This is a genomic window from Acinetobacter sp. SW-226 (genome assembly GCF_055632855.1).
Genome location: NZ_CM145752.1, coordinates 2,477,546 through 2,493,337 on the forward strand (window position 1 = coordinate 2,477,546; position 15,792 = coordinate 2,493,337).

The 15,792-nt window shown below is 41.0% G+C and carries 11 protein-coding genes, 6 tRNA genes and 1 pseudogene; 6 read left to right on the forward strand and 12 right to left on the reverse strand.

Annotated features, from left to right (window positions below; translation table 11 throughout):
- Window positions 1–21: 21 nt before the first annotated feature.
- Complete coding sequence (gene hrpA / locus ACZ8ZH_RS11815; protein WP_119063581.1) at window positions 22–3,957, reverse strand: ATP-dependent RNA helicase HrpA; 3,936 nt, start codon at window positions 3,955–3,957, stop codon at window positions 22–24.
- A gap of 344 nt (window positions 3,958–4,301) precedes the next feature.
- Here hrpA and ahpC point away from each other — a divergent pair.
- The 3 genes and pseudogenes from ahpC to ACZ8ZH_RS11830 all read left to right on the forward strand — a co-directional run bounded on the left by ahpC (window position 4,302) and on the right by ACZ8ZH_RS11830 (window position 6,529).
- Window positions 4,302–4,864: pseudogene (ahpC, locus tag ACZ8ZH_RS11820) on the forward strand (alkyl hydroperoxide reductase subunit C).
- Between the two features lie 202 nt (window positions 4,865–5,066).
- Entirely contained in the window at window positions 5,067–5,798 is a 732-nt protein-coding gene (gene gloB / locus ACZ8ZH_RS11825; protein ID WP_119063499.1) for a hydroxyacylglutathione hydrolase, read from the forward strand.
- Between the two features lie 527 nt (window positions 5,799–6,325).
- A complete protein-coding gene (locus tag ACZ8ZH_RS11830; protein WP_004696295.1) occupies window positions 6,326–6,529 on the forward strand; it encodes a hypothetical protein in 204 nt (67 codons plus the stop codon).
- A 130-nt stretch (window positions 6,530–6,659) separates the two neighbouring features.
- Here ACZ8ZH_RS11830 and ACZ8ZH_RS11835 read toward each other — a convergent pair.
- From ACZ8ZH_RS11835 to ACZ8ZH_RS11870, 8 genes are all read right to left on the reverse strand, one after another.
- Window positions 6,660–6,744 (reverse strand) — tRNA-Leu (locus ACZ8ZH_RS11835).
- Between the two features lie 33 nt (window positions 6,745–6,777).
- Window positions 6,778–6,851 (reverse strand) — tRNA-Trp (locus tag ACZ8ZH_RS11840).
- A 35-nt stretch (window positions 6,852–6,886) separates the two neighbouring features.
- A tRNA-Leu gene (locus ACZ8ZH_RS11845) sits at window positions 6,887–6,971 on the reverse strand.
- Between the two features lie 189 nt (window positions 6,972–7,160).
- Window positions 7,161–7,245: transfer RNA gene (locus ACZ8ZH_RS11850), tRNA-Leu, on the reverse strand.
- Window positions 7,246–7,278: 33 nt separating this feature from the next.
- Window positions 7,279–7,352: transfer RNA gene (locus ACZ8ZH_RS11855), tRNA-Trp, on the reverse strand.
- 35 nt (window positions 7,353–7,387) lie between these two features.
- A tRNA-Leu gene (locus ACZ8ZH_RS11860) sits at window positions 7,388–7,472 on the reverse strand.
- A 107-nt stretch (window positions 7,473–7,579) separates the two neighbouring features.
- On the reverse strand, window positions 7,580–8,404 hold the full coding sequence (locus tag ACZ8ZH_RS11865; RefSeq protein ID WP_119063500.1) for a protein kinase domain-containing protein: 825 nt from the start codon (window positions 8,402–8,404) through the stop codon (window positions 7,580–7,582).
- A complete protein-coding gene (locus tag ACZ8ZH_RS11870) occupies window positions 8,379–9,890 on the reverse strand; it encodes a DUF3336 domain-containing protein (RefSeq protein WP_110975292.1) in 1,512 nt (503 codons plus the stop codon). Before ACZ8ZH_RS11870 ends, ACZ8ZH_RS11865 begins: the two co-directional genes overlap by 26 nt.
- 202 nt (window positions 9,891–10,092) lie before the next feature.
- Between ACZ8ZH_RS11870 and ACZ8ZH_RS11875 the strand changes: the two genes are divergently transcribed.
- Window positions 10,093–10,965 carry an ATP-binding protein gene (locus ACZ8ZH_RS11875; RefSeq protein ID WP_119063501.1) on the forward strand — a complete coding sequence of 291 codons (873 nt, stop codon included), beginning with the start codon at window positions 10,093–10,095 and terminating at the stop codon, window positions 10,963–10,965.
- A 93-nt stretch (window positions 10,966–11,058) separates the two neighbouring features.
- Here ACZ8ZH_RS11875 and ACZ8ZH_RS11880 read toward each other — a convergent pair whose 3' ends face one another.
- Both ACZ8ZH_RS11880 and tsaD read right to left on the reverse strand, forming a co-directional pair.
- Window positions 11,059–11,727 (reverse strand): isochorismatase family protein, encoded by a 669-nt coding sequence (locus ACZ8ZH_RS11880; RefSeq protein WP_086208384.1) that lies wholly within the window; start codon window positions 11,725–11,727, stop codon window positions 11,059–11,061.
- Window positions 11,728–12,314: 587 nt separating this feature from the next.
- Window positions 12,315–13,331: a tRNA (adenosine(37)-N6)-threonylcarbamoyltransferase complex transferase subunit TsaD gene (gene tsaD / locus ACZ8ZH_RS11885; protein ID WP_110975289.1), complete on the reverse strand. Its 1,017-nt coding sequence runs from the start codon at window positions 13,329–13,331 to the stop codon at window positions 12,315–12,317.
- Between the two features lie 146 nt (window positions 13,332–13,477).
- On the opposite strand from tsaD, the gene rpsU reads away from it, so the two are divergent.
- Entirely contained in the window at window positions 13,478–13,693 is a 216-nt protein-coding gene (gene rpsU / locus ACZ8ZH_RS11890) for a 30S ribosomal protein S21 (protein ID WP_001136722.1), read from the forward strand.
- A 33-nt stretch (window positions 13,694–13,726) separates the two neighbouring features.
- Window positions 13,727–14,173, forward strand: coding sequence for a GatB/YqeY domain-containing protein (locus ACZ8ZH_RS11895; protein ID WP_004982206.1), 447 nt, complete (start codon window positions 13,727–13,729; stop codon window positions 14,171–14,173).
- A 169-nt stretch (window positions 14,174–14,342) separates the two neighbouring features.
- On the opposite strand, the gene ACZ8ZH_RS11900 is transcribed toward ACZ8ZH_RS11895, so the two are convergent.
- Window positions 14,343–15,782: a M48 family metalloprotease gene (locus tag ACZ8ZH_RS11900; RefSeq protein WP_119063502.1), complete on the reverse strand. Its 1,440-nt coding sequence runs from the start codon at window positions 15,780–15,782 to the stop codon at window positions 14,343–14,345.
- Window positions 15,783–15,792: the final 10 nt, after the last annotated feature.

Consider the following 15,792-nt stretch of genomic DNA (forward strand, 5'->3'; position numbering starts at 1 on the left):
CTTCTTTAAATTACCTATAGTTTAACTGATTCCAAGTTTTTCCCATACTTTTTGCAAGCGAGTCGGAGAAATGGGCATCTTTGTCTTCATCGGCTGAGAGAATAAAGAAATCCGAAACTCCTCAACCATGAAATACAATTCTTTAAGGCGAGTGTCATTTTTAAACTTAAATAATTTTTCCATCCACGGGTCAACTTGATCAATGGCAGAATTATCCCTTTGTAGGTTATTGGGCAGGCGCTCCAAACGCAAGACCAATGCTTTCAAATATCGAGGAAATTCAAGCCAAATGTCGGAAGATTTTACGTAAACAAAGTTTGATAAGCACATCAAATCTAGCTGATCTTCAACATCATCAATATTTTTCCCAAACACCGCATCATCTAAAACCAACAACTTTCGACGTATATCCTGCCATTGGATATAGATCTCTGTCACATCTGCCAGTGCTTTTTGCCCATGAGTCAGAAAAGTTTTTTTGACATTTGCAACTAAGTTTTCAAACTCTTGTGCATTGACCGGCAGTTCATTGATCGACATTTGCAGTGTGGCATAAACCAGCATTTGTTCCAATTTTGCCTTATCACCCAAAGGTGAATACGCCAATGCCAACGGTTTGGAAATTTGCTTTTTCAACTGACGGACCAAATCTCCCAATTGTATATGCACCAAACGAAGTACACCCTCGCGGTGCTGTTTAGTTGCCTCAGCTTGATCATTAAAAGTCTGAATCACGACACCAGACTCATCCTTTTGTTCCAATGCTGCAAATGTCTTAGTCGGGACCAAAGCTTGATACTGCTTCACCACCACGCCCGTCACTTTTTGCGATGCTTCAAACACAAAACTTTCAGGGAAAGTTTGGAACTCTCCTTTGAGTTGTTTGACGGGACTATGGGTTTCCGTTCGACAGCGCGCTTTTAACTCAGCTAAATCACGACCTTGTTCAATCACACGGCCTTTGTCGTCAATGACTTTAATCAGTGGCAACAAATATTGTTCAACTCGCTCAAAGCTAAAGTCTTTTTCAGTGATTTGTTCGCCACGTAACTGGAAGGCTAAGAAACTAAAAATATGCTGCAAATGCATGGCATCTACTTTCGCCATTAGCTTTGCAGCCGTATCAGGGATAGGCACCAAGTGACGACGTTTATCTTTAGGTAACGCTTTGAGTAAAGCCTCTATTAAATCCTGACGCCAACCAGGTATGCCCCACGACCACAAGTTTTCATCCACCTGAGGCAAGGCTTGCAACGGGATTTTCACCGTTGCTCCATCTTCGTCATGGCTTGGATCAAAACGGTAACTGGCCGCAAGGCGCAGTTCACCATTACGTAAAAAATCGGGAAATTGCTGTGTGGTTGGACGGTCGTTCATCCACAGCGAATCATCATCAATAAATAAATAACGTGGGTTTTGTGGTTCAACCGTTGCGCGCCAGTCTTCAAAACTACGACGACTTGCCACCTCTTCAGGAACTTTAGCCGCATAAAACTGGTAAATGGTTTCTTCATCTACCACCAAATCACGGCGACGTAGCTTATCTTCGACCCGCTCTACCTCTTCAAGTTTAAGCAGGTTGTGTTTTAAAAATGGTGGTGTAATGCCCAAGTGTCCTGTCGTCAGTGCATCTCGAAGGAAAATTTCATGTGCTGCAACATGGTCGACTTTTTCATAATTGATCTGACGTTTTGGTTCAATAATTAAGCCAAATAGTGAAATTTGGTCATAGGCATTAACCACGCCTGCTTTTTTCGACCAGTGTGGCTCAAAATAATGGTGCTTTAACAAATCGCCTGCTGCAAGCAAAATCCACTCAGGTTCAATTTTTGCCAGTGTCCGAATATAGACCTGTGAAGTTTCCACCATCTCAAAAGCCATGACCCAAGGCGTATTGGTCTTATGTAAGGTAGATGCTGGAAAAATGCGAGCCTTTTGCTGACGCACCGCCATAAACACATTGCGTTCATCGGTTTTATTGGCAATAAAGGACAGTAGACCTGTTAAAAGCGCACGGTGTAAATTTTCATAATTGGCTTTTTTCTCATTAAAAGACAGCTTTAAGCCCTTTGCCAAATCAACCAATTGCTCATGAGTTTTCTTCCACTCACGTAAACGCAACCAGCTTAAAAAGTGATTACGGGCAAAAGTACGACGTTTGTTTTCACTCATATCACGGTTGGCAACCAGTGCTTCCCAAAGTTTAAGATAGAACAGAAAGTCAGAATCGGCTTCACGGAACAACGCATGTTTCTGATCCGCCTGCATTTGTTTATCCGCAGGGCGTTCACGTGGGTCTTGTACGGCCAAAGCGGCAACAATCACCAAGACTTCATTCAACACACCAAAATGTGCCCCGCCTAAAATCATACGGGCCAAACGTGGGTCAATTGGCATTTTGGCCATTTGTTGACCAATTTTGGTTAAATCTCCTTTACTTCCCCCTTTGGAAAAGGGGGATTGAGGGGGATTGTCTTCAGATGTATTTCCCCCAACCTCTCTTTGCAAAAGAGGGGCTTTACCTTTCTCCGTCATTGCCCCAAGTTCAACCAACAACTTACGACCATCGTTAACTAAACGATGATCTGGCGGCTCAATGAAATCAAAATCTTCTAACGCACCCAGCCCTAAACTTTGCATCTGTAAAATAACTGAAGCTAAGTTCGTTCGCTTAATTTCGGGTTCGGTAAACTCAGGGCGACTTTGAAAATCTTCCTCAGAATACAAACGAATACATACACCTGGGGCAATACGACCACAACGACCTTTACGCTGATTTGCTGCGGCCTGAGAAACCGCTTCAATCGGTAAACGCTGTACACGTGAACGATAGTTATAGCGAGAAATACGCGCAAAACCACTGTCAATCACATAACGAATATTGGGTACAGTCAGTGCTGTTTCTGCAACGTTGGTGGCGATAATAATGCGTCGCCCGCCACCCGATGGATTAAAGATTTTTTGTTGTTCAGCCAAGGCCAAGCGCGCATATAAGGGTAAAATTTCTGTATGCCGCGGCCCATGCTTTTGCAAAGTTTCTTGTAGCTCACGAATCTCTTGTTCGGTACTGGCAAAAATTAAAGTATCAGCATATTCAGGGTGGCCTTTTTCTTGTGCATCCCGAAAACATTCTTCTACAGCTTGCACTACGGCACGCGGCAAATTTTCTTCAAAGTCATCAAACTCATCATCATCACTACCGACAATACTCATTTCAGAGACAGGGCGATAGCGTAGTTCGACTGGAAAACTACGACCTTCTACTTCAAAAATAGGTGCATTGTTAAAGTACTGGCTAAAACGGTTTACATCTAAAGTTGCCGAAGTGATGATGACTTTTAAATCTTTACGGCGGGGTAAGAGCTGTTTGAGATAACCCATGATAAAGTCGATATTGAGCGAACGCTCATGTGCTTCATCAATAATAATGGTGTCGTATTTATTGAGATAACGGTCATTGGCCAGCTCTGCCAGCAAAATACCATCAGTCATTAAACGGACAATAGAGTCCTGCGATCCTTGTTCATTGAAACGAACTTTAAAGGAAATCGACTCGCCAAGTTTTTCACCAACTTCTTCCGCAATACGCTGGGAAACACTACGTGCGGCCAAACGACGTGGCTGTGTATGACCAATCAGACCCGTTAAACCACGACCCGCCAACATCGCAATTTGCGGTAGCTGCGTCGTTTTACCCGAACCCGTCTCCCCTGCAACGATAATCACTTGATGCGCTTGAATGGCATCAATTAACTTATCTGCATACTGTGTAACAGGCAGGTCTTGGTTCAGTTTAATATTTGGAATGCGTTCAATACGCTCTAAAACTTTTAAATGTGACTGTTCAAATAATGCTTGATATTGCTTTTCGTTGGCATCTTTTCCTTTTTTGAGTCGGTTTAAACGATGACGGTCTTTGACCATCACCAATTGCTCTATATTTAAAGGACTCTGCACAGAAAAAATACCCACATCAAAAACATCAATCGCTTAGTTTACGTGGTAATACAACGAAGCGAAAGTACAGCCTAATTTTTTTAATTTTAACTTTTTTCAAATATCCCCTTGAATTTTAAGCCTAAGGACATCATGTCTGTAGACGAGTTGCGGAATAGATGATTTTGTCATTTAGTCATCATATTTATCATGCTAAATGAACAGAATGATCAGATTCGCTGAGATAGTCTGGAGTAAGATTCGGTTTTTCCGATTCTTGTAATGTAAAAATACTGTTTCAGCAATAACAAAAATTTCGATACCCTATAGAGCATTAAATACAAACCCCAATCATGGAGACAATGATGAGCTTAATTAATACTGAAGTAAAACCATTCGCAGCTACTGCATATCACAACGGTCAATTTGTTGACGTAACTGAAGCAGATCTTAAAGGCAAATGGTCTGTAGTATTCTTCTACCCAGCTGACTTCACTTTCGTTTGCCCAACTGAACTTGGTGACCTTGCTGACAACTACGCTGAATTCCAAAAATTAGGCGTGGAAATTTACGGTGTTTCTACTGACACTCACTTCACTCATAAAGCTTGGCACGACACTTCTGAAGTTATTGGTAAAATCAATACCCATTAATCGGCGACCCAACTTGGACTCTTTCTAAAAACTTTGACGTTCTAATCGAAGCTGCTGGTCTTGCAGACCGTGGTACTTTCGTAATCGATCCAGAAGGCAAAATCCAAATCGTTGAAATCAACGCTGGTGGTATTGGTCGTGATGCTCAAGAATTACTTCGTAAAGTTAAAGCAGCTCAATACGTTCACGCTCACCCAGGTGAAGTTTGCCCAGCTAAATGGAAAGAAGGCGAAGCAACTCTTGCTCCTTCAATCGACCTAGTAGGTAAAATCTAATCTAAATTAGATTGAACACATAAAAAACCACGCTTTTTAGCGTGGTTTTTTATGGCCAAGATAACAGTACAATATGACAAGAAAGAGAAAGCATAAAACAATAAATACCTATCCTTTTACGTCTTCCATGATTCATGACTAGAATTCAGTGTCTGTACCCGCTACAGTAGAATGAATACATATAACACATTGAAGAAAAAAGATGACTTATCAAGTTCATATGATTGATGTGAAAAATCAGCTCCAAAACTACATTTGGTTGCTAGAACACACCACATCAAAACAAGTCACAGTAATTGACCCAACAGAAGCGGGATTAGTTGAAGAATATTGCACTAAACATGGTTTAAGCATTGCTCAAATTTGGCTGACTCATTGGCATAAAGACCATATTGGCGGTGTCGCTGACCTGATCGCAAGTCGAAATATTCCTGTGTATGGACCACGGGAGGAATTATCAAAAATTCCTTTTATCACCCATGCATTAATGGATGATGACTACTTTGCATTTCATGATTTACATGTCGATGTTTTAGCCGTTCCTGGTCATACACTGGGCCATATTGTGTACTTTATCGAATCCATCCAAACTCTATTTTGCGGTGACACCCTGTTTGCTATGGGCTGTGGGCGAGTGTTTGAGGGCACACATGAGCAGATGTACCATTCACTCAATCGTTTAGCAGCTTTGCCAGCCGACACCAAAGTCTATTGTACGCACGAATACACGCTCTCTAACGCGAAATTTGCCAACCATGTCGAACCAGACAATATTGCCATTCAAGAGCGTTTAGACCATGTAGAAACCATGCGCTATTTGGGTCAATGTACGCTCCCGAGCAGTATTGAAATCGAACTTGAAACCAATCCTTTTTTACGTACAGAAAACGTTGAAGAGTTTAAGCGACTGCGCGATCTGAAAGACCATTTTTAAAGCGCCCCCCTAGAGAGACTGCTGACGAGTGCAGTCTCTACTTCATACCAAAGGCTCTCGTCAGACAAGCCTAAACACTCCGATAATGTCTAGAGATTTTCTCTTGAATTCAACGCTCAGTTGGCGCTATTACCATGAGCGTTTAATCTGTCAAAATTTCCACAGAAATAATTTCAACTCACACGATGCTAAACGCAAATGATCATCACAAAGACAGAATGATCCTACTTTTTCAAAACATCCCAGCTTTGAAAAAAATCATTACATTTCTATTCGCTACAAAATATTTCTAGCTCTCATTTTAGCAATATTATAAAAAGGGATTTCCATCTTTTAAATTTTATTATTTTTCAATATCTTGTAAATTTTTAGCCCATAAAGCCTTTTCCTTTATGATTTCTACATGATGATGGATAGCCTGATTACGTGCTAAAAAACAGCAAAAATAGAAATATATAAAAAAATCCCCTTTAAAAAAGCGTGAAATATCCCTATTAATAATTTATCAGTGAATAAGGAATATCCTCGTGAAAAAAGTAGTGAAAGCAAAAAACCTCATCGCCTTTCGTATTTGGTTAGAGAAATTGGGTTATTCAGTCAAAACTTTAGCAGACAACCGTGGCTTTACTTTTAGCTTTAAAAAAGAATATGGACTGGTGACCTGCGACCTCGCGGGAAATAACTTGGCCATGCAGCTCGGTGAAGAATTCGAAGACCATTTGAAAGCCTAAAATTGCTCCATACTTACTTCGCGTGATGAATCAAAACTTAGCCCCCTTATGGGGGCTTTTTTTATGATGAATGGATTCTTAAATTTCAGGCAATAAAAAAGCAAGGTTCTATACCTTGCTTCATTACTGATGGTGGGGACGGAGAGACTCGAACTCTCACACCTTGCGGCGCTGGAACCTAAATCCAGTGCGTCTACCAATTTCGCCACGTCCCCATCAGGGTGCTAACTTTGCGTTAGACTTTAAGTTGGCAGAGGATCAAGGATTCGAACCTTGACGAACGGTTTTGGAGACCGTCATGCTACCATTACACCAATCCTCTATGGCCTTATAAATCATCTTAATTCAAATGATTTATGGTGGGGACGGAGAGACTCGAACTCTCACACCTTGCGGCGCTGGAACCTAAATCCAGTGCGTCTACCAATTTCGCCACGTCCCCAATGGCTGTGTATATTATAGCGATAGACACTATATGACAAGCGCTTTTATAAGCAATCACCCGCTTTTCTACTATAAAATCGGCAGTTGAATCTATTTTTATGCACTATCTGTATAAAAAGGCTATTTAGCTCTTTACTAAATTTTAGGCAATAAAAAAGCAAGGCTCTATACCTTGCTTCATTACTGATGGTGGGGACGGAGAGACTCGAACTCTCACACCTTGCGGCGCTGGAACCTAAATCCAGTGCGTCTACCAATTTCGCCACGTCCCCATCAGGGTGCTAACTTTGCGTTAGACTTTAAGTTGGCAGAGGATCAAGGATTCGAACCTTGACGAACGGTTTTGGAGACCGTCATGCTACCATTACACCAATCCTCTATGGCCTTATAAATCATCTTAATTCAAATGATTTATGGTGGGGACGGAGAGACTCGAACTCTCACACCTTGCGGCGCTGGAACCTAAATCCAGTGCGTCTACCAATTTCGCCACGTCCCCAATGGCTGTGTATACTATAGGGATCATTTTCGCATGACAAGCGATTTTTAAGAAATACCCACTCATTTGATTAAATAAGAAACAAAAACCTTATACTTGGCTTTTTCTCATTCAATTTCAGTCATTAAGCATCGTTTTGCGTCCATGATATTCTGAAGTCTTTGACTTTTTTGCTTGGTCAAAAGCCCCGTTAAAAGTGCATTAAAACATTGAAAACCATGTGGAATATCTATGTCTAATGACTGACAATGTAAATAGGCCCAATCTTGATAACTTTGCGCCTGTAAACGGCTTTGGCTCAGCCACTCAAGTAAAATAATGCCCAGTGCGTAAAGATCAGTTTGTACTGTCTTTGCTTCACCATGAAATAACTCTGGTGCCATATAGCGTGGCGTTGCATTTATAGTTTGTTGATGTCCAGTTCCACCAATTGTTTGACTTTGCTCAAAATCAATCAATTTACATGTCGAACCTGCCAATAAAAAATGTGCAGGTTTTAAGTCAGCATGAATCCAGTCCATCTGATGTAATTCTTCTACAGCATTCAACATTTTGAAGATAATATGAATGACATGATCACAACTTAACTGACGCGGATCTCTTACAAGTAAAGGTGGCAGGTCTTTTAAAATAAGCGCAGCACTCACCTGCTCTGAATGAAACTCAAAATTTTCAAGAATTTGTACTTCAGGCAAAAACGTTGGTTGTGGCGACATCGCAAGCGCATGCTGATAAAAGCTGAACTCTGCATTAAAACCATCAATAAGTACGGAATAACTGGATGCCAATTGAAACTTTAACCAATATCTCTGCCCTGCAACTTCAAAGCGATAAAGTCGTCTCCCCCAACTCAAACGCTGAGTCGGAGTATGAAGCGACAACTCGAGCATGTTCAATTCTTGACGATCAAACTGCCAAGAATTCGGATTCATTCATTTCTGCCGTATTCAACTCAGTTAAGACTTCCAAACAATGCTGAATTGTTTTACCGACACGGGCATGTGTCTCAATCATTGAAATTTTAGGCCAAGTTGCACGCTCGCCTTCACGTTGTAGGAGCTTAAACAGATGTGGCCGTGGATTTTGTAACATATAACTATAATGGCGTAGACCATATTTTCCCACAATATTTACATCGCCATAATAACGCTGATCAACCACACCATAGCCATGGTCCAGTAAACGACGGATCGGCGGGATATTACCTACACGTTCGCGGGCAAAGTCCATGACACCTTTACTAATTACTTTACCCTGCCGACGTACAATACGCTCAGGCCAGCTCAGCATGTCTTTACGGAAACGTGCTTCATCCGACTGCATAAAGGGCACGACATGTGGATTGACTTGGCTGGCAATTGTGTAATTTAAATTGTATAAACGCGCCATCTTTTCCTGAGGGAAATCACTACGCACACTACCATCCACCCAGCGCGTAGAAGACATATAGGGCGTATATAAACCATCATGTCGCTTACTGGTCAGTTTGACGGGTGGGAACAAAATTGGCACAGCACAGGACGCTAAGACAGCACTCCACACCAATAAATCCGGTGAAGTAAAAGTATTCATGATGCGTGCATTTTGTGAGGCATCATAAGGTGCAACCGCGACATTGTTGTATAGGCCTGACTGCTTAAAAGCCTCTTCAAAAGTCACATCACCTAAGTTCGCGATCAAAAAGCTTTTTAAATGCTTTACATCAGCCAAACCACCATTGCCTTTTAGAACTTCGCGAAAACCCCGAAATTGAAAAGCATCGGTAAAGAAGTTTTCACCATTTAAAATACCGAGCATTTCCACAGGCGTTGCCCGTCCTAGCATCGCTGTCATGATGGCTCCAGCACTCGAACCAGACAGTACTTTTGGCATCAGATCTTGTTCAAGCAAAGCCTTACATACACCTGTATGAAATAACCCCAAGGTTGCACCACCTGAAAACATCAGTGCAGGTTGTCCAAAGGCTTTTTGGCAATGTTGAAAAAATTCAATTTTTTGTTGTTTATCTAGACATTGGCAATCCGTAGATGCCACAAATGCTAAACCTAGGCTGACTTCATCAATATAGTCTTCAATAATTTTTTTGGTGCCCACATAAGTTGCTGTGAACAGCATAGGATGAGCAATATTGGCAATATCATAGCTTAAACCTTCACGCAGAAGGTACATTAGATCAGTCGTTCGTTTTTGTTGGCGATAGCGTTTCAACAATCCTAAGCGATGGGTAATCACTTCTGCATCAAAATAAGGTGAACAGTTATCATACTTCCACTCTTGCGCCCCTGATTCCTCATCAATCTTCAGCGCAATATTTTTCCACTCAGTATAATTTTCCGCCTGTGCTAACTGCTGCTTTAGTTTTTTAATGCGATAGGCTTGGTGCGGGTTGATTTCCCGTGTGAAATCTTTAAACAACATATTTGTCCTCACCCACTTTTTTTATTTTCCTAAAACATCATTAACATTGCCAGAGTTAGTCTAACGACTATGTGTAAATTATGGGAGTATTACAATTGCCATTTCAAGCCTAAAATTGGCAAATTAGTGCCATTTTAAGGGTTTGATGTGCCTAAATCGGGTGTTAATATCAATTCCAAGTGTAATTATAAACTGATTGATCATGGCAACTCTTGACCTACCCAACAATATCTTAGAAACACTATCGACTGTACTCCAACAGCTACAGCAAAGCCTTCCCGAAGTTAAACAAGCACCTGATTTCTCGGCGATTGCATTTAAATGGCAAAATGGTGAATTAAAAGCCATTCATCAACTCAAGCGTGTCGAATTGAATGACTTAAAAGGGATTGAGCGCCAAAAAGAGAAAGTTTTACAAAATACTGAACAATTTCTCAATGGTTTACCTGCCAATGACGTCCTGCTCACAGGCTCTCGTGGTACAGGAAAATCCTCTATTGTGCGGGCTTTATTAACTGAATATGCAGAGCAAGGGTTAAGACTGATTGAAATTGAACGTGATGATTTATCTGAACTACCTGAGATTCAAAAGCTCATCGCAGAACGTCCTGAAAAATTTATTGTATATTGCGATGACTTAGCTTTTAACGCAGAAGATGAAAACTATCGCAGTTTAAAAAGTGTGCTGGATGGATCTTTGCAGTCTGGTTCTAGTAATTTTATTATTTATGCCACCAGTAACCGTCGTCATTTATTACCCGAGTTTATGCATGAAAATACACCTGTAACTCGTGTCGATGTACCACAATATAACGAACTACACCCACAAGAAGCGATTGAAGAAAAAATTTCACTCTCTGATCGTTTTGGATTGTGGCTGTCTTTTTATCCAATGGATCAAAACTTGTATTTAGAAATCGTACAGCATTACTTATCAAAAGCTCAAATCAGCATGGATGACATAGTACGTGCTGAGGCATTGCGTTGGTGTCAGGCGCGTGGTCAGCGCTCTGGACGTGCAGCGTATCAGTTCTCTAAACATTGGATTGGTTCACAGCAACTCAAACAAATTTAATATTTTTGTTTAAATCAACAACACCCCAAAAATCTATATAACATTTGGGGTGCTGTAATCTAGTTACTAGAAAAAACTAAGTTTAATTTCAGTTTATTGATACTTGTCTAAGTTCGTTTCAGGTCCATCTTTCACAACTGCTTGCGCTTTTGCATAACTTTCCATTAAACACTTATATTCTGGGCAGATATGTTCAGAAATAATTTCAGCAAAACGAGAACCTTCTGGACGGTTCCAAGTGCGCATTAACTCAGCCACAATGGCGAAAGTATCAGTTGGAATCGCACCAGCTTGGGTAACACGAGCAATTGATGTATCCGTCGCCATCTTATTCCAATTACCAGAAGCATCTACAACACAATACACATTATAGCCTTCCTTACGTGCACTTACGGCTGGGAATGTCATACATACACTGGTCAGGGTTCCCGCAATAATCAAAGTTTTTCTGCCTGTTTTCTTAATTTCATCAACAAAGCGTGGATTATCCCATGTATTAATTTGTCCAGTACGAGGAACATAAACTGCATGGGGTGCAAAATGGTGGATTTCAGGGATTAAAGGCCCATTTGGCCCGTCTGGTACAGAGGCAGTAGTAATCACTGGGATATTTAACAATGTTGCTGCTTTTGCAATTGCAATGACATAATTTCGTAAATCAGGTACAGGCAAATCCCGTACTGTATTAAAAAGTCCACTTTGATGATCTATCAATAAAATAACTGAATCATCTGGATCTAACATTCCATTAGTTGCTGTCATGATAAACACCTCTAACATTTTCTTCTAATTGTGTACCCCCATTGTTGCAATGGAAGTTCCTAAGACAGATGGACATATCATTAAAAGTTATAATAATGATGACCTGTTTATTTAAAATAACTATATCTGTCTTTTATATAAACTAATCAATAAAACTCCCTTCAGAAAGAACATTCATGTTCTCTCTTGTAATTTTGCCAGTCACTTTGGATAAACCCTGACCAATTTCATCAAACAGTAAATTCAAATTAAATTATTGTAAATTAATTATTTAATACCAACCAAGACCTTTGAAAAATAGATTTACAAATCACTTTAGAAACCACGTGACTTCAATATTCTTCCTTAAAATCAATAATCATGTGCTCTATACGCAAATATCATTAGCACGAGTCAAATCCAAGCGCATAAGTCAAGGCAAGATACATATTCCAAACAAGACCAACCCTTTTATTTCAGCCAAGCCCAACATGAGCCAAAGTTCACACAACCTATTTATATACCTCATTCGGTTAGATACACTTTATTGAAACAAATAAAAAAGCCCAATAAAACAGATTGGGCTTTTAAGTGTTTCAATGAAATCTTTAAACTTCACTTGGGTTGGTGAGTTCCGTCATCGGCCAACGCGGCGTAGTGGTTACTGCAAGTCCATCTTGCTGCCCTGCTTTTAAGCGCTGATAGCCCGCGAAAGCAATCATGGCACCATTATCTGTACACAGTGCAGGCTCCGCATAATAGACTTGAGCGCGAACCTTGGTTAAATCTGCCTCCAAACGTTCCCGTAAACGTTTATTGGCACTGACACCACCAGCAATCACTAAACGCTTTAAACCCGTTTGTTTCAGTGCTTTGACTGATTTTTTCACTAAAGTATCCACGATGGCTTCTTGGAAGCTCGCCGCAATATCTGCATCTCGGTTTTCATCACCTAATTTTTTCATTTGCACAGATACGGCTGTTTTTAAACCACTAAATGAAAACTCTAACCCCTGATGCAACATTGGACGCGGGAAAGCAAAAGCATTCGGGTCACCTTGCTCAGCCAGTTTTGAAATATTCGGGCCACCTGGATAAGGTAAACCCATCATTTTCGCCACTTTATCAAAAGCTTCACCAGCGGCATCATCAATAGATTCGCCTAAAAGCTCATATTGACCAATACCATAAGCGGCCATGAGCTGAGAATGCCCACCTGAAACCAAAAGTGCCACAAAAGGAAATTCAGGTGGTGTCGCTGATAAAAGCGGAGCCAACATATGTCCTTCCATATGGTGTACGCCAATTGCAGGTTTATTTAAGGCAAAAGCCAAAGTCCGACCAAATAATGCACCTGTCATGAGTGCGCCCATCAACCCTGGACCACGTGTATAGGCTACAGCATCTATTTCAGATTTATGCACCCCACTTTCCTCAAGCAACTGATTTATGAGGGGAATAAGTTTACGTACATGATCGCGTGAAGCTAATTCAGGCACCACACCACCATACTCTGCATGCAGTTTAATTTGGCTGTACAGCACTTGCCCACGCAAACCCAACTCGCTGTCATAAAGGGCAAGTCCTGTTTCATCACAAGATGTTTCTAAGCCTAAAACGATCATTAAACTGCCTATAACCTGTATCAAATCTATTGCATGAACCATTATAGACTTGTGGTATGAGATGTAAATGAGTAAAATACTGACCTTCACTTGTGATCATGGGCAATATCGCCCTGATCTTATCCATAACTTAATGAGGATTCTTCATGCCACAAGTTAAATTGAAAGAAGGCGAACCAGTAGACGTAGCTATCCGTCGTTTCAAGCGTTCATGCGAAAAAGCGGGTGTTTTGGCTGACGTTCGTAAGCGCGAATTCTACGAGAAACCAACTCAAGAACGTAAGCGCAAAAAAGCTGCTGCTGTTAAACGCTACCAAAAGAAATTGGCGCGTGAATCAGTACGTACTACTCGCCTTTACTAAGATTAATTTGTGATTGACTGTCTGGACTAAATAATGACTACTTTAAAAAGCCAAATAACTGAAGTTTTGAAAGCCACTATGCGTGCTAAAGAAATGGATAAGTTAACGGTAATTCGTGGTCTACAGGCAGCAATTAAGCAAATCGAAGTCGATGAGCGCAAAGAACTTGACGACGCTCAAGTTCTTGCGGTCATTGAAAAACAAATTAAACAACGTAAAGAATCGATCAAAGCCTTCGAAGGTGCTGGTCGAGAAGATTTAGCTAGTAAGGAACAAGCCGAACTTGAGGTTTTATCTCAATTTCTACCAGAAGCTATGACTGAGGAAGAACTTGATTCCATGATTGCGCAAACGATTGCAGCGCAAGAAGCTACTAGCATGAAAGATATGGGTAAGGTGATGAATTCTCTGCGTCCGCTCATAGCCGGGCGCGCCGATCCTTCTCAAGTTTCAGCTAAAATTAAAGCAAAACTGGCTTAATTTAAAAATCTTTAAATCCATTACGTTGAACTGACCCTTAAAAAGGCAGTTCAAAGTTTACTTGTCATAAAAATAATTCTCTCAAATCTTCTCTCTTTTTTATTTTTCAAACCATTATCAATCTCTAATCTACCCCGTTCAACACACTACTTTTGCAGCTCAGTTTGGATTAAGCTCTAAATTGTCGATCTTTCTGCATTTGCGTTAAACGCATTTTAATTGTTGCAGACATCGACTCATTATCTTTCGCTAAACGCTGCGCATGCAATAGTGACTTAATTCCCTCTTCCTCAAAGCCCGACCAAAATTGTACCTCAGCCCGGTACCGCAAAACATTAACAGTATGCATTGGAGATTGCTTATCTAAGCTCGCTGCTTGTTGCATCAGGCGCCATGCACTTACATCTCTAGGATTGGTATTTAGGAACCGATTTAACACAGGTTGTGCCAGTTCAGGTCGTTTTTGCTGAATATACACTTCTGCTAACTTATAATTTAAAGCACGATTTTCAGGCATGATACTCGCAGGTGATTGGATCACTGCTAAAGCCTCATTCACCCGATTTTGCCCAAGTAAAATATCGGTCTGAATCAAGGTTTGCAAATTATGTAATCTTTGATGCGACTTTGCTTGATCTAATACTTGTTGAGCAAGCTTATAATCACCCTGTTTCACATAAAAACTAGCCAAAGCTAGCTCTGCTGCATAACTGTTCTGGTTTACTAACGTCTGTAATTGCTGCTCTGTGGCTTGATTGGAAGCGACCAAGGTGTATAACTTTAGGATTTCAAAGTCTTCATCACGCCAAGAAGACTTCACTTTAGGCAGCTGATTTGCTCTGAGCCTCGCTTCACTCATTCGTTCCGTTGTCAGTGGATGTGTGAGCCAAAAGTCAGGCAAAAAGCTCACTCGACTAGTCGCACGATGCATCACTTCAAAAAAGTCAGCCATACTCTGCGGGTTATAACCCGCACCATACATATATTGCATACCTATACGGTCAGCTTCACGCTCTTGGTTCCGGCTATAGGACAACTGCTTGTCCATCATCGCAGCCTGTGTACCCACCATCACGGCAGAACCCACATCCCCATCTGCTTTTGAAGCAACCAAAGCACCCACCAAAATACCAGCCAAAGCAAGTAAGCCCTGCCCCTTAAATGCCTCCTGTGAACGACTGTAGTGGCGCTGTGTGACATGCGCAATCTCATGCGCCATAACACCTGCCACTTCGTCCATATTATTGGCATTGGTGATCAAGCCTGCATTTAATGCAAACAAACCACCTGGGACTGCAAAAGCATTAATTTGTGGATCATCTATCACAACCAGACCGATCGGCTGTCCAAGTTGAGTTTGACTCAAAATATTGGAAAAAGCCTTCAACAATTGATCTTCCAACCAAGTGTTTTGCATAACTGGAAGCTGACGGTGCACTTCACGATAGACTTTCTCTCCAATATAACGCTCGTTATATTGGTCAATAAAACCTATACCCGAACCAATTTCAGGTACATTGAATTGGGGCGCAGTTGTTGAGAATTGATTTTCTGCAAAACCAACAGTCGAAATTAGACTTAAACTGTATGCACACAGAAAACGTTTCAACCCTCACCCC